Origin of the sequence: Sporosarcina sp. P1, assembly GCF_002743155.1 — a bacterium.
In the GTDB taxonomy this organism is placed as follows: Bacteria; Bacillota; Bacilli; order Bacillales_A; family Planococcaceae; genus Sporosarcina; species Sporosarcina ureae_B.
On sequence record NZ_PDYS01000015.1, the window covers coordinates 1 to 15,988 of the forward strand.

A 15,988-nucleotide genomic window follows, 5' to 3' on the forward strand; every position below is an offset into this window, starting at 1 on the left:
CCCCACGGTTATCCGCTCAATCACACGGCTTAAGCGCTCAATCCCCACGGTTATCCGCTCAATCACACGGCTTAAGCGCTCAATCCCCACGGTTATCCGCTCAATCACACGGCTTAAGCGCTACAATCCCCACGGTTATCCACATCACGCCCCTCAGCAAGCAATCTTATCAGCCACACCAACCATTCAATCACCAAAAGATCATCAACTTTACTCCACATCCACTATTTTCCCCAGGAAATAACTAAATTTCTCTTTAAAATTTCATTTAACCTAATAGTCTATGGCTTGTTGGGGTATATTGATAGTAAGACACGTACGATAGCAGGGGAGGGATTTCTATGTTCATGACTATAATTAAACGCTTCTTTAAAGAACGCTTTTTTGATCAGGCGGCGCAGAACGCTTACTATTTGTTGCTTTCGGTATTGCCTTTTTTGCTTGTAGTGCTGTCTATTGTACAATTCTTACCTGTAGAAGAGGCTAGTATTTTAGCGTTGCTACGTCCATTTGTGCCAGATGAATCTTTTCAGCTGATTGAGCAAAGTGTTCAGTCTGTACTCTATAAAAGTCATGGCAAGTTACTAGCACTCAGTGTGCTAGCTGCATTATGGACCACATCCATTGCGGTACAATCATTTGCCCGTTCATTGGACATGGCGAATCGGAGGCTTCATCAGCAACCGCTATGGATTAGCATAATCCGTAATCTCGGTGTAACTATTCTATTCATGCTTATCGTACCGATGTCTCTATTTTTGCCGTTGATTGAAAAACTTATGCATACAGTCATTGCGTATTATGATGTGCTAGATGCATGGGAAGGCTGGTTGTATATTTGGCCCAATATAAAATGGGGTCTTGGCACATTCTTTTTATTTTTGTTCTTCTTATTATTTTATCAACTTATGCCAACGGGAAAGATGAAATGGAAAGAGGCGTTGCCAGGAGCTTTGCTTTCAGCATTTGGCTGGCAGTTAGTTTCATTATTATTCGGAGAGTATGTATCACGGGTGGATTACTCTAGGCTATATGGACAATTAGCCGGGATTATCATGCTAGTGTTATGGTTTTATCTAACGGCAGTAATTATTATTCTTTCTGGATTATTGAATGCAGAGTGGAAAAGGAGGAGACGGATTACATGAAGATTTTAGTGGTGGATGACGACATACATATTTTGGAATTGGTGAGTATTCATTTGCGACAGGCAGGGTATACCGTCGTGAAGGCAATGAATGGACTAGAGGCACTTGAGGTAGTCGACAAAGAGTGGCCAGATTTAGCGGTGGTAGATGTGATGATGCCAGGCATGGATGGCTATACGCTAACGAAAAGGCTTCGTGAGGATACGGAAATCCCAGTTTTGTTGTTGACAGCTAAAGGCGAGATGGAGGACAAGGAGCGTGGCTTTTTGGCTGGATCAGATGATTATTTGGTAAAGCCATTTGAACCGAAGGAGTTATTGTTCCGGATCCATGCTATTTTGAGACGTTATGATAAAGCGGTAGACCGGATGATTCAGGTCGGTCCTTTAGTGATCAATCGCCAGAGTTATGAAGTAGTGCTTGGTAAGAAGTCATTATTGCTTCCATTAAAAGAGTTTGAATTGTTGTCAGTGTTAGCTTCTCGCCATGGTCAGGTGTTTACGCGCGAAGTGTTAGTAGAGCGCGTATGGGGCTTTGATTATGAAGGAGATGAACAGACGTTGAGTGTGCATATTAAACGTTTGCGGGATAAGCTCGAGAAGCTTACGAGTCAGGTGAAGATTGTGACGATACGTGGTGTTGGGTATAAGCTTGAGGTTTTGGAATGAAGTCGCTGTACGGGAAGTTTCTCGTCTTAACAGTTGGGATCATGGTGTCAAGTGCGATAGTAGCGTTCCTTTCCGTCAACACCTATTACCACCGATATTTAAAAGATGAGAACGATGCGAAGAATGTTAAAGTTGCCGAGGAGATTGCTTTGTTCATCGAGGCGAATGACAGCATAAATTTACCAGCCTACTTTGATATGCTGGCCGGAGCGGGGTATAAGCTGCTCGTCAAATCGCCTGATGGTGACTCGATTGTCTACGGGGAAGCATTTCGGGATGATAACCTAGAGTATGGAGCGGTTCAGAAGGTCTATAGTGGCCAAGTCTATCATGGTATGCGGGACCTAAAGGCAGAAACGTTTGTGACGGGTTATTTCTCTAATGAATCCGCTAATACAGTAGGTGTACCGTTTATGTACGATGGAAAAACGTATGCATTGTTTTTGCGACCAGATATTAAAATGCTCTTCACGGAAATCCACTATTTGCTCGGTGGCATGGTTATAGTCATGGCGATTATCAGTATTCTCGCGATGCTCGTCGTTGCGCGGAAGCTGATTGCACCAATTGTTGTATTGACGAGAGCGACGAAGAAGGTAGGCGAGGAGCAGTTCACGAGTGAGCTGTCGATTGATCGTCGAGATGAAATTGGGCAACTGGCGAATAGCTTTCAACAGATGATTGATCGTTTGAGTGAGAATGACCAAATTCGAAAAGCGTTTGTCAGTGACGTATCGCATGATTTCCAGTCACCATTATTGAATATTAAAGGATATGCAGATTTGTTAATGGATGAAGAGTTACCAGCTATTGAGCGTATACGTTATGCGGGAATCATCCAGTCTGAAACAGAACGCCTATCGACTTTGACGAAGCAGCTACTATTGTTGACATCACTCGACCAGCTTATCTCGCCATTGCAGAAAAAAGTATTCCGTGTGGATCAGCAAGTGAAAGAAACTGTGCGAAAAGCACAATGGTTATTGCAAGAAAAAGAAATGTCCGTCATGCTTGAAGTCGATGACATCACGTATGAAGGTGATCCTGCATTTCTTGAGAAAGTATGGGAGAATTTATTGTCGAATGCACTGAAATATTCGCCGGATGGGGGAACGATTGACATCCGATTGACTGAGAGGAACAATGAGGTCTATTTCTCTATTGAAGACACAGGAATTGGTATGTCAACTGAAACTAAGAATCGAATATTTGACCGTTTTTATCGTGCAGACCACTCGAGAACGCGCGAAGTGGAAGGGACCGGTCTTGGATTATCTATTGTTGAACAGGTAGTACGTCTTCATGATGGCCGTGTGGAAGTGGTCAGTGAGTTAGGTAAAGGTACCCTATTCATTGTATATTTACCGAAGCTGTAACAGGCTGTTCATCTTCCGTTCATCTCGGAGTGTTATAATAAATGTAATATAAAGACGACAGGAGGAAATATAAAATGCAAGAAAAGTGGAGTGTACGATTGATTCGTATTGCAGCAATTTTTGGTTTAATTGGGACGGTTCTTGGTTCCCACATGGCAGGGGCCGGTTCGTATGCGTTCCGTCCGATTCACGCGCATATTTTACTTGTAGGCTGGTTGTCTGTGTTTTCATGGGGCGTGTTCTACAAGATTTACCGGGTCCGTGCTAGAAAGCTGTTAACACTGCAAGGCTGGACAGGGATTATCGGTTCGATTGGTTTAACGGCGGGAATGTGGTTGCAGTTCATGCAGCCGTTTAATATAAATGAAGTATTCTCGCTCATATTCTATATCGTAGGCGGTACCGTGTTATTAATAAGTTTTGCTTTATTCGTAGTTGTAACATTTATGATCGAAAAAACACCTGCTGCACGTCAATAAATAATTACCCAAGAATCTGGTTCACTCCGGATCCTTGGGTTTTTTGTTGTCGAATTTTACGGGAAAATTTTCACTGATAATCAGTAGTTTCAACAAATATTGCATCACTCCTATGACATACTAGAGCGACCTAACAGATGAAGGAGCGAATGACAATGACTGCTCGCAATCGGTTTCACCTCATTATGATTTGTTTTACTGTCTTGATTGCTGGAACGTTGTTAATTAAACAAACGGCGAGTTCAGAACAACAAAAGATCGAAACAATAGGAATAGATTATGCCTCGATGAATCAGTCCGTAGAAAAGGTGCTGAAAGATATGCCCGAAATAGCAAAGGAGCTGGCATCTATTCAATCCGGAAAGCATGAGAATCAGCTCGACCAATCATTTTCAACAAGTAAGACGGAGTTCCGTTTACGTGTGAAAAATAATCTTACTGGGCAAGAGCACTCTTCTCCGTTTCTGAGAGGTATCGCGGAGAAGCAAACAGAACATTATCAAGATGCTTTAGATATTGCTAAAGAAGCATATGGGATTACAGTAACGGAAGACGAAATAGATGCGTATATTGAAGAGAATGTATCGACAATTTGGGACGCGGAAAAACGAAAGTATGCGAAGTCGCTACAATTAACACTAAATGAACTGGACTATCAATTTGATCGAGACGTCTATGTGATGAATGTACTCTGGGAAAGAGTATTACCTATCGTGATGCAAGAGTTTCCGCGAAAGCGTGGCGAAAGTGGACAAGCGTATGGAAAACGATTGAAGGAAGAGTTTTTCAGTGGTCAAGAGGATTCTGTTTAGGAAATGCTAATAATATAAATGCGAGAGACTAATCATGAAAGGAGATTAGTCTCTTTTCTGCTGTATACAGCACTAAGAGTTTAAGAGTTTTGTAAGAGGTGGTCATTATACTCGTATGAGTGAAGAATACGTCTATCGAAGGAGAAGGTGCAATGACTCGGAAATTTATAGGTTGGGCTCTTGTCATTGGCGGAGTGTTAATCGTTTGCTATCCGATGTTGAAGAATATCGCATACGACAAACAGCAACAGGAACTTCTTGAAGCCTTTGATCAGCTCGGTGCCATGGAAGACGTGGACTTTACGGATGAACCAGAAAGGGTATCGTCAGCGGAAGCACCAGTGGATAAGAAAAGCCCTTCACTTCAAGGTAGTCGTGGAATTGTCTCGATCGATAAAATTGATTTGAAGATGCTAATGTTCGATGGGGTTACGGAGAATGAACTCGGCAAAGGTGCGGGGATCATGGAGCCACAAAAAGACTTCACGAAACATAATGTTGGCCTTGCAGGACATCGCGCAGTAGCGGATGGCAAGCAGTTCAATCGGCTTGGAGAACTGGAAGTAGGCGACGACATACAGGTGAATACAAAGAATGAAATCCTTCATTACCGCATTACCGATACATTTATCGTACATAAAACAGACGTATCCGTATTAGAAGACAAAGAAACACCGCAACTCACACTCGTCACATGCACACCACTCGGTAGCTGGAATCCGCCGGACCGATTGATTGTGCAAGCAGAACTTCAAGAAGTGGAGAAGCGTTAACCAAGTTATTTATATCTACATATAGATAAGAGTTGTAAAAGAGGGATATTCATTTGAAGGGTCAGCAACAAACGACCCTGCCATACACAATGAAGAGAGAAGAGGGGAAGAAATTTTGAAGAAACAGATCAACATATTCATGCTTACACTTCTGATCATAAGCCAAACTATTCTAGGGCCGATTGGTGCAAGTGTGGCTAGTGCGGAAAGCTTTCCGCAGTCTACGTCGAATGATGTAGGGAATGAGGAAAATAAAAGAAATTCTGCTGAGGCGGATACAGAGAAGGTTGAGGTTCCCGAACAAGATCTAGTTAAGCCTGAGGAGCCGAAAGAACCGGTAAAGCCCAAGCCAGAAAATGAAGGATCTAATGATTCTGAAGAACAACTAGATAAACCTTCTGTGGATTCTGATGAGAAACCGGATGAAAACCCGGTTATAAAACCGGAGACTAAGCCAGACGAAGAGAATAAAGCGGAAAAACCAACTGATAAAGAAGATGAGATGGATGTAACGGAAGGCGAGGGTGAAGATTCTTCTGATCAAGAATCCTCTGACGAAGATGGAGATGAGGAAAGTGATGAAACTGCTGATGAAGATGAAGAGCAACTTGACGAAGATGAGAATGAACTATTAGTTGAAGAAAATATAAATCTTCAAGACAATGTCAATTTGAATTTTAATCATCTGATCGTTAATGGAACGGCTATCAGCAATGCAAGCGATGCAGCAAATGTTACTCCTACTATAGGGGACAAGGTTGAAGTTTATTATAAATTTATAATTAATGCAAAGCAGGAATCGGGTTTAGGATCGCACTTTACTTTTGACCTTCCACAATCCTTGTTGAACTTTAATCAAGGCGGTCTAAATGGCACAGTCAGCGAAGACGATGTGACATTTGAATTTACTACAGTTGGTAAAACTGTAACGGTAAAATTAATTGAAGGTACGCTTGAAGAAGAGTCTTTCTTTAATGGGACTTTAAAGTTCTTTGCAGAATTTAATGCAGACGGAACAAATGAAGGGTTAGAACAAGAGCTGGTAATACCTATAGCTGGATCGGATTCAATTACAATTCCATTCGTATTCAAACCAAAAGCTACTGGGCAGTCGATGACGAAGTCAGGTAAACCGGTTATTGAAGGAAATGCTCGTTATATAGAATGGGAAGTTTGGACGAATCGTGAAGGGACTTTATTGGAAGGTGCAACACTAAATGATACTGCGGATGGCAAGCATGAACTTGATGGAGACATCACAGTAGAGAAATTTGCAGTAGGATTATCAGGTGTAGGCAGTAGTAAGGATACAACTACTGCGACTTCATTCCCTGTAAGCTTAGAGAATGGACGATATGCATACAAGTTAACTTATAAGACGATTGTTACGCATGAACAAGAAAATGTTACAGAGAAGTTCACTAATACTGCTACTCTGAATAACAAGGGAAGTGAAATTTCTGCGAGTGCAGAAGTTAGCCATACTTATGGCGATAAGCTAAAGAAAACCGCTATTGTAAAGGATAAGTACAAAGCGAAGTGGCAAATAGCCTATAATTACTTCGGCAGTAAAATAGATTCACGGACATTAGTAGACACTATCAAAGGTCCGCATAAAGTCATTCCGGGTACTATCAAAGTATATAGTGTGACGGTAGACGCATCTGGATCGGGAACAATAGGATCGGAAGTCGCACGATCGGCAACCATTCATGATGATGGTAAGGGCTTCGATATTATTTTAGAATCTCCAAATGGTGAAGCGTATTTAATAGAGTATGAAACAGAAAATGAAAGCGATTTTGTTATTAATGGCGAAAACGTTGAAAATACAGTAACTGATGGACAAAATACAAAGTCAGATAGCTTTGGAATTAACGAAAATATCTTCTCTAAAACACGTGGTGCAATTGACTATGATAATAAAATCATTACGTGGACAATTAAAGTGACTGTAGAAAACGAAATGAATAATTTCATTATTGAAGATACATTTACAAATTTCGGTGAAGGTGGAACTCGTCAAACATTACTCGGTGAAGAGGGCAAGCAGTTTAACATATCTAATGGTAGTGAACCTATAATCACAGTAACTGATAAAACAGAAGGCTTTAATTTAAACTTTGGTAGGTTATCAAAAGGAACCAACTTTACTATCACTTACAAAACTAAGTTTGATATTCTTGAAAACGGTACAGCATATGGCGCATATGAAAATAAAGCGAATGCTAAATGGACTAGTCCCGTTGATTCTAAAGAATATAATGTTGAAAAGACAGCTGGATACTATCCAGGCGAAAGCTCACCAACAGGTCAAAACGGATATAAAAATGGTTCATTTGACTACGTAGATCAGGTTTTCAATTGGAATGTTGCAGTTAACATCAATAAACAAGCAATTAATGGATCTGTTCTTACGGATACTATTGAAGAAGGACATGAACTGATTACAGATTCAATCAAAGTTCACAAATTAATTTTATCTGGTGATGATAAAGGTGTACCAGGTGCGGAAGTTACTAGTGGCTTTACAAAGACAGTAGATTCAAAGCAAAAATTCACTATCAAATTCACTGAACATACGACTGATGCTTATATTATCACTTATCAAACAAAAGACTCAGATAACATTATTGGGAATGGCGGTAAAGCAATATACGAAAACAAAGCGGACTTCGTTACAACGAATAACAACACATTCCCGTTAAGTGCCGGCGTAACAGTAAAACATGCAAATGAATTGATTAAAAAAAGTGCCGAAATAAATGGAATTGAAGAAACTATTTCATGGACCATTGATGTGAATACATCTCATTCCAATTTGGGGCATATCACTTTGACAGATACAATGTCTAAGAATCAATTAATTCTAGAAAATACATTCCAGAAGCGTGAAATTAAGTTGAATGATACTGGCGGAATCAGCCATGGAGCATGGGAAACAGTATCACCGATTGTAAATAAGGAAAACAATAGCTTTACACTTGAACTAGGTAACTTAGATCAAAAGGGTTATCAAGTCAGCTATAAAACTTTCTTCTTAGGTGGAAATGGAGATAAATTCTCGAACGAGGCTTTCATTAACTATGAGGGAGAAGAGTCGGGAATATCCAAGGGTGACAATATCACGGATAAGAAATTCAATTTTAATGATGCAAGTGGTACAATTTCCTCTGCGAAAGGAAAACTGGAGCTACACAAAACTGGCTATAACTCAATTACAGGTGCTTCCAAAGATTTAAAAGGCATCACATTTGAATTGTGGAATAATAGTGGAACCATCAAACTTGCGGAAGCTATTACAAACGATGACGGAAGACTGACACTTGATGATATTCGCTATGGTAAATATAAGTTGAAGGAAACAGGAACTCCTAATAACTACGAAAAGTTGCCAAGCGAAGGACTAACAATCACGATGAACGATTCAATTAACTTCAATGAAAATGGCGGGGAACTTTATGAAGTTGTAAACAATGAAAAGGTGGACGTCGGAAACGCCTGTGAAGAATTTTCTCTACTCATCAAAGATACAAATAGCGACGCACGTAAAGACGTTGAACTAACATTTATAAGTGAAAACGGTAAAACAATCGTAACACGTACAACAGACGCGAATGGTAAAGTATCTGTGCCACGCAAAGAACTCCCAGCCGGAAAGTATACGGTTAAAGAAACAGGCGATAATGGAGTATACGAAACACTAGTTATTTCTTATGAAAAAAATGCTGACGGAGAATGTAAAGCAGTTGAAATCCAACCGGAAATAAAATGTACTGCTTTCACAGTAACAGTGAAGGAAACTGCAGATAAAGTACGTACAGGTGCTAAAGTAACATTGAAAAAAGATGGTAAAGATATTGTGACGGTAATAACAGATGAAAAAGGTGAATTCACAGTTCCAACAACTACTGCGGCTGGAGAATATAAGCTCTATGAAGGAAAGCAATTCTTGGGCGCAGTAAAAATCGACTATAATGACGGGAATTGTGGTGCAGAAGTTATCCAAGCACCAACTTGTCTAGACTTTGTACTAACAATTAAAGATGTCGATGGTGAAAGTCTAGATTCTTCCACTACAGTAACAGTAAAAGATAAGAATACAGGTGAGGTAATTGTAGAAGACGCCAAAACTGATAATTCAGGAAAGCTTGCTATCTCAGATTTAAAGCCAAGTGAATATGAAGTTCACGATGTAGATGGTGAATATCTAGGCGAGTTTGACGTTGATCTTGATTGTGCAGCAGAAATTCAGCCAGCACCAAAATGTACAGACTTCTTATTTACTGTAAAAGATGAAAACGGAGCGATTCGTCCTAATGTCGAAGTAACTGTAAAGAGTAAAAGCGGAGAATCTATGATTACAAAGACGACAGATGAAAAGGGAACAATCAAAGTACCTTCAAACACTTTGCCATCAGGTAAGTATGATGTCTACGAAGGAGAATTATTCATTAAAGAAGTAACAGTCAGTTATAAAGGAAACTGTGAAGGAGTTATAGCAGCTGCTCCTGTATGTGAAGATTTCACACTAACTGTCCAGTATAGAAGTGGAGAAGTTCGTCCCGATGTTGAAGTGACAGTAAAAAGTATAACGGGAGAAACCATTATTACTGCAAAAACAGATAGAAATGGTCAAATCAAAATCGATAATAAGAAAATGAAGCAGGGCACATATCAAGTATTTGAAAAGTCTTCTCTTATTAACTCATTCAAGGTAACTGATACATGTTCAGCAACAGTTAAGCCTAAACCACTGCCGCCTCAACCTGAAGTGTGTACAGACTTTACAATTGCTGTATTTGAAGAAGGCAACCCAGCAAGACCGGACATTGAGGTGGTCTTGAAAGACAGAGACAAAGAAGTGGCAAAAGGAATAACAAATATTAATGGAGATGTAAAAATTTTCAAATCGGTTCTGCCGAATGGTGACTATGAGGCATATGTGGATGGCAAAAAAGTTGGTACTGTGAAAGTAACGGATACTTGTCATGAAACAATCACCATCCCAACTAATCCAACATGTGAGAATTTCACCTTAACGATCATGGAAAACAATAATCCGATCATAAAAGGTAAAGAAGTTATCTTAAAGTCAGGTGACAAAGAAATCACAAAAGGCAAAACAGACGTAACAGGAAAAGTAGTATTCCCAATCAACGTTAAGCACGGGAAGTATGATGTAATCGTTGATGGCAAAAAAGTCGGGACAGTTACCGTAACAGAAACGTGTGAAGGCACAATTTCATATGCTCCTGTATGTGACGACTTTACTGCTACCGTAACGAAAGATGGTAAACCAGTAAAAGATAAAGAAATCGTCTTGAAAAAAGATGATAAGGAAGTAGCAAAGGGTAAGACGGATAAAGACGGCAAAGTAACATTCCCAGGTAAAATGCCGACAGGAGATTACGATGTCTATGTAGAAGGAGAAAAGTCAGGTAAAGTAACGGTTGGAAATCCTTGTGAAGCAGGAACCATTGTATTGGCTCCAACTTGCGAGTACTTTACGCTCACAGTGTATGAAGACGGTAAACCAGTAGGCCCGGGCAAACAGATCATGCTGAAACAAGGTGAGACAGTTAAAGCGGTGGGTACTACAAATGCACAGGGGAAGATTGTGTTTGATATTGCAAAGCTAGCTAAAGGTGAGTATGATGCATACCATCAAGAAGTAAAAATAGGAAAAGTGAACGTTACGAATACATGTGAAGAGACATTGACTCTAACGCATGCACCAGTATGTGAAGAGTTTACTGTAACGGTAACAGAAGACGGAAGATCGGTAGGGGCAGGAAAAGAAGTTATCTTGAAAGATGGAGATAAAGAAGTAGCAAAAGGTATAACAAATACCGATGGAAAAGTAATATTTCCTGGGAAATTACCGAATGGAGCCTATGATACATCCGTAGATGGTAAGGCAACAGGTCCTATTACAATTACAAATTCATGTGAAGCTGTCCTAAATGTAGAAGGATCATCTGGTGGCGGTAATCCAGTGGATCCAAACGAACCAGGTAAACCAGGCGAGCCGGTAGATCCAAACGAGCCAGGAAAACCGGGCGAGCCAGTGGATCCAAATGAGCCAGGAAAACCAGGTGAGCCAGCAGATCCAAATGAGCCGGGTAAACCAGGTGAGCCAGCAGATCCAAATGAGCCAGGAAAACCGGGCGAGCCGGTAGATCCAAACGAGCCAGGAAAACCGGGCGAGCCAGTGGATCCAAATGAGCCGGATAAACCAGGTGAGCCAGCAGATCCAAATGAGCCAGGAAAACCGGGCGAGCCAGTGGATCCAAATGAGCCAGGAAAACCAAGCACTCCATTGACACCGAGCACACCAAATATACCAGCCGGTTCTATTGGAGCCGCTGGAAGCAATACGAATGGCAGTAATGGCACTATCAGTAGTATTAGTGGAAGTAAAAACCCTAACACCTCGACAGGCAGCAATTTACCTCAAACAGGTGAAATTTATCCAATCATCCCAATCACACTAGGAATCTTGCTGATTGCAGGTGGTGTATGGGTTTTACGCAGAAAGAAGCATGCGTAAAAAATAAGTAGAAATTAGAAAGGTCAGCCACTTATGGGGCTGACCTTTTTTATAGTTCGTTTAAGAATTTTGTAAGAGTTTAACAGTATATTATATAAAAGAAGAAGAGTATCTCACAAAGGGGTGGACTATATGGCTTCTTCAAATTTTATGTATGATTTAGATACAAAAGAATACCTTTCAAATAAATTAAAGAATTTGTCAAAAAGACATGATCAAGTGCCCGTTGCAGGTTGTAGCAGTAGCTCAAAAGAATCTGTTCAGGAGTTAGAAAAAGAAATACTTTATTGGCGACAGCTTGCATGTCAAGACGACCTAACGAAATTACCAAACCGAAGAGCGTTTTACTTCACAATTGAATCTTACCTTCGAAAAGCAGATGATCAAGCAGAAAAGGTAGCATTTTTCTATATCGATATTAATCAATTTAAATTGCTTAATGATACGTATGGACATTGTGAAGCTGATAAATTATTGCAGGAACTAGGGCGTCGATTACAGGCATTCTCTGCAGTAGAAGAAGTTTTTCATTTTAGTGGTGATGAATTTGTCATTATTTATCGTTATCAAAATGATTTCCGATTAAAAATTAGTAATATCCTATCAACTTGTAATAAACCATTTCAATTGGCAAATGAAGAGATAAAAATAAACATTAGTATTGGAACTAGTTTATATCCAGTGCACAGTACAGATGTTGCTACATTGCTTGAATACGCTGATTCGGCCATGTACTCGGCAAAGCGCAGTAAAAACAATACGTATTATTTATATCAATAAATATATACAGATGAAGTTAGATTCTATTAATCTGAGACGGGAGGGGACAACTATGATTGCATACATGATAAATGATTATTATATATGTACGTCCTACGAAGAAGTATCTTCACTACTTCATGATATTTTGCATCACTCGCGCTTACCAAATACTATGGATATATATATATTTCATATTTGCAAAGGGAACTTAAATATAGAAAAACAAGAATTCATATCAGACAATGGATTAGTAATAAATTTGTCCTATAAAAAGTGTGAGGATATATATTACAATATAAATTAGACAGTAATTGGGAGGATAATGAATGCGAAAGATGAAAATAACAATTGTATGGACAGTCTATGAATAAAAGGTTATGGTTGATTGTCCCCTTTTTTGTAGTGGTTTTAATAGCCTTTCGACTAATCTGGATCGATTCCAACCAAAATATTCACACAGTAACTGCTGAAAATGGAGTGATAGATCTACGGGGTATGGGTGATTTATCGGAGGATATATTGCTAAACGGAGAATGGAAGTTTTTTGCGGAAGAGTTTATTACTCCAGGTGAAAGTTCCAAAAGGGTACCATCATTAATTCAAGTACCCACTGATTGGCAAGAACAATTTTCAGGTAACACGTCCTACGGTTATGGGACATATAGTTTGAAGATTTATGTAGATCGAGACGACACGAATATCTATCGATTGTATGCGAAGGACATCGTGTCTGCTTCGCGTTTTTTTGTGAATGGTGAGGAAAAGGTACAACTCGGAAAAACAGCAACGAATAGGAAGCAGGAAGAAGTCGACTATCGTCCTCAGACATTGCAGATAGAAAGTAATGCCGGGGAAATCGAACTCCTTATTCATGTATCAAATTTTCATTCATTGAAGACTGGCGGTATCATACAGCCGATGAAGTTTGGAGAGTGGTCGGCTGCAGAACAATCTGTATTTAAAGATTATGGTTGGCAACTTGCTCTTATGTCTATTGTAGGCTTGCATGGTGTATATTCATTTCTAATTTATTTCCTGTTTTCAAGGAAGAAGGATATGTTGTATCTTGCCTTATCTTTTCTCTCTGTAGCTATCTCGATAGCTATAGCAGATGATAAGTTATTGCTTTATTTCTTTCCGGAGATTTCATTTGCGGCTTGGTCGAAAATGAATGTAATCGTCTATTCAGGCGGTGTTTACCTAGTAGTATTGTATATTAAAGCTTTAGTGGATACTGTAGAGCACTCCTTTAGCAAGTGGGAGCGCTATTACTACCGGCTTCTAGGCATAGGATATGGAATACTCGTTATTTTGACACTTTTTTCAGTAGAGCTCGATGTACTGTTCCTCTATGCACTGATGCTTTTGATACCCTTACCGACTCCTTTTCTAATGTATCGGTTGTCGAAACGTGAAAAAGGGAACTATTTATTCTTTTTACTTGCAGGTATCAGTCTGATGTCTAGTATGATATGGGGATTATTTAAGGCGCAAATAATGCCAGAATTACCCTATTATCCCTACGAAATGCTCATCAGTTTGTTACTGTTTGGATTATTTTGGTTTAAACGTTTTTATATGGAGACGGAGAAAAGTCATAGTCTAGCTGCTTCACTACAAGAAGAAATTCATCAAAAAGATGAGTTTTTAGCCAATACATCGCATGAATTACGTAATCCTTTACATGGAATACTGAATATTACACAGACAATCTATGATAATGATCAGGATAAATTGTCACATGAGACAATTCGTAATCTGGAAACGCTTCTTTCTGTTGGTCGACAAATGACTATAGTTTTGAATGATTTGCTAGATAGAGAACACTTAAAAGATAATAAGTTACAGCTTGAGCAACAAGATGTCAAAATCTTGCCGATTCTGACAAATGTATTTGATACACTTAAATTTATGAAAGAGGGTAAATCTGTATCACTCGAACATTCCATTCCAGTTCAGTTCCCTAATATTATGGCGGATGAAAACCGATTGTATCAAATCCTGTTTAATCTAGTTCATAATGCGATAAAATTTTCAGCAGAAGGAGTAGTTCATGTATCAGCCGATGTGCAGAATAGGATGGCTGTCATTCGGGTAGCCGATGAAGGAATCGGCATGTCTCCAAAAGATGCACATATGATATTTCAACCCTATAAACAGGCAGAATCGGGTATTACCTCTACTGGGGGTGGGGGACTTGGTTTAGGATTAAGTATTTGTAAACAATTGATTGAAATGCATGGAGGAACGATTATTGTAGAAACGAAAGAGAATGAAGGCTCTACTTTCACATTTACATTGCCTCTTTCAGAACATCAACAACAACAGAGTTATGTTCCCGTTCCAGATCCAGTTCAACAAAAATTGAAATCTCTTGATTCAGGGACATCCTCAGCAAGTAATGCTACGGAACGTATTTTAGTCGTTGACGATGATCCAATGAACCTTCAAATTATTAAGCAGATGCTAAAAGCGGATGGATATTTGGTTGTAACGTGTACTTCAGCAAATGAAGCAATCAAAGAGTTGGAACGTGGATGTTGGAGTCTAGTAATCTCGGACGTCATGATGCCATATATGTCCGGCTATGAGCTGACACGCGAGTTGCGAAAGCGATTTTCACTGGCAGAGTTACCCATTCTATTGTTGACTGCCCGGACCCAGCAAGTTGATATTCAAATGGGGTTTGACGCAGGAGCTAATGATTATGTTAGAAAACCAGTAGAAAAGGTTGAGCTGATCATGCGTGTACGGGCGTTGACGAATCTAAATCAAACGATTGTTGAAAGGATACAAATGGAAGCGGCATGGCTACAAGCACAAATACAACCGCATTTCCTGTTCAATACACTTAATACAATTAGCGCACTCAGCGAGATTGATCCGGAAAAAATGGTGAAGTTACTGGATAAATTCGGAACATACCTTGAGCAAAGTTTTACAATCCAAAATCTTGCATCAACTGTCTCTTTGGAGAAAGAACTGGAATTAGTAGAGGCTTATATATATATTGAAAAGCAACGCTACGGAGACCGTTTGCAAGTTGAGATGGATATTGCACCAGTCCAAGTTGAAGTACCCCCTCTATCCATCCAAACATTGGTAGAAAATGCGATAGAACACGGCGTGCTGAAGAGACCTGAAGGTGGTACTGTATGGATTAAAGTGTCGGAATGTGACGATACAGTAGATATATCGATTTCTGATAATGGATTAGGGATGGAACAAGATCTAGTAACGCTTCTGCAAACGGATACGAATATCCAAGCAGGTGTAGGCTTACCGAATACACATAAACGACTTCGCCAGTTGGGTTATTCAGGATTGACAATCGATAGTATACCGAAGATAGGCACTGTCATTCGATTCTCTATAGACAAATAGTAAAAGGAAGAAAATCAATACGATTTTCTTCCT

Annotated in this window: 9 protein-coding genes; all 9 read left to right on the forward strand. The window is 39.6% G+C overall.

All coding sequences use genetic code 11. From position 1 onward, the window contains the following. Positions 1 to 341: 341 nt before the first annotated feature. The 9 genes from CSV73_RS12935 to CSV73_RS12980 all read left to right on the forward strand — a co-directional run bounded on the left by CSV73_RS12935 (position 342) and on the right by CSV73_RS12980 (position 15,955). Positions 342 to 1,148 carry a YihY/virulence factor BrkB family protein gene (locus CSV73_RS12935; RefSeq protein ID WP_085132345.1) on the forward strand — a complete coding sequence of 269 codons (807 nt, stop codon included), beginning with the start codon at positions 342 to 344 and terminating at the stop codon, positions 1,146 to 1,148. Next, positions 1,145 to 1,816, forward strand: a complete 672-nt coding sequence (locus CSV73_RS12940) for a response regulator transcription factor (protein ID WP_085132346.1) — start codon at positions 1,145 to 1,147, stop codon at positions 1,814 to 1,816. Before CSV73_RS12935 ends, CSV73_RS12940 begins: the two co-directional genes overlap by 4 nt. Beyond that, positions 1,813 to 3,192, forward strand: a complete 1,380-nt coding sequence (locus tag CSV73_RS12945) for a sensor histidine kinase (RefSeq protein ID WP_085132347.1) — start codon at positions 1,813 to 1,815, stop codon at positions 3,190 to 3,192. The genes CSV73_RS12940 and CSV73_RS12945 overlap by 4 nt, the downstream gene beginning before the upstream one ends. A 74-nt stretch (positions 3,193 to 3,266) precedes the next feature. Further along, positions 3,267 to 3,671 carry a hypothetical protein gene (locus CSV73_RS12950; protein WP_085132348.1) on the forward strand — a complete coding sequence of 135 codons (405 nt, stop codon included), beginning with the start codon at positions 3,267 to 3,269 and terminating at the stop codon, positions 3,669 to 3,671. A gap of 155 nt (positions 3,672 to 3,826) precedes the next feature. Continuing rightward, positions 3,827 to 4,483, forward strand: a complete 657-nt coding sequence (locus CSV73_RS12955) for a hypothetical protein (RefSeq protein WP_099627806.1) — start codon at positions 3,827 to 3,829, stop codon at positions 4,481 to 4,483. 152 nt (positions 4,484 to 4,635) lie between these two features. Beyond that, entirely contained in the window at positions 4,636 to 5,256 is a 621-nt protein-coding gene (locus CSV73_RS12960) for a class D sortase (protein ID WP_099627807.1), read from the forward strand. A gap of 115 nt (positions 5,257 to 5,371) precedes the next feature. Then, a complete protein-coding gene (locus CSV73_RS16910; protein ID WP_099627808.1) occupies positions 5,372 to 11,809 on the forward strand; it encodes a collagen binding domain-containing protein in 6,438 nt (2,145 codons plus the stop codon). Between the two features lie 132 nt (positions 11,810 to 11,941). After that, positions 11,942 to 12,589, forward strand: coding sequence for a GGDEF domain-containing protein (locus tag CSV73_RS12970; RefSeq protein ID WP_085132352.1), 648 nt, complete (start codon positions 11,942 to 11,944; stop codon positions 12,587 to 12,589). Positions 12,590 to 12,934: 345 nt separating this feature from the next. Next, positions 12,935 to 15,955: a hybrid sensor histidine kinase/response regulator gene (locus CSV73_RS12980; protein ID WP_143560433.1), complete on the forward strand. Its 3,021-nt coding sequence runs from the start codon at positions 12,935 to 12,937 to the stop codon at positions 15,953 to 15,955. Positions 15,956 to 15,988: the final 33 nt, after the last annotated feature.

Coding starts and splice junctions, on each gene's coding strand:
- CSV73_RS12980 (WP_143560433.1), top strand. CDS start 12,935: ATGAATAAAAGGTTATGGTTGATTGTCCCCTTTTTTGTAGTGGTTTTA.
- CSV73_RS12960 (WP_099627807.1), top strand. CDS start 4,636: ATGACTCGGAAATTTATAGGTTGGGCTCTTGTCATTGGCGGAGTGTTA.
- CSV73_RS12945 (WP_085132347.1), top strand. CDS start 1,813: ATGAAGTCGCTGTACGGGAAGTTTCTCGTCTTAACAGTTGGGATCATG.
- CSV73_RS12935 (WP_085132345.1), top strand. CDS start 342: ATGTTCATGACTATAATTAAACGCTTCTTTAAAGAACGCTTTTTTGAT.
- CSV73_RS12970 (WP_085132352.1), top strand. CDS start 11,942: ATGGCTTCTTCAAATTTTATGTATGATTTAGATACAAAAGAATACCTT.
- CSV73_RS12955 (WP_099627806.1), top strand. CDS start 3,827: ATGACTGCTCGCAATCGGTTTCACCTCATTATGATTTGTTTTACTGTC.
- CSV73_RS12940 (WP_085132346.1), top strand. CDS start 1,145: ATGAAGATTTTAGTGGTGGATGACGACATACATATTTTGGAATTGGTG.
- CSV73_RS12950 (WP_085132348.1), top strand. CDS start 3,267: ATGCAAGAAAAGTGGAGTGTACGATTGATTCGTATTGCAGCAATTTTT.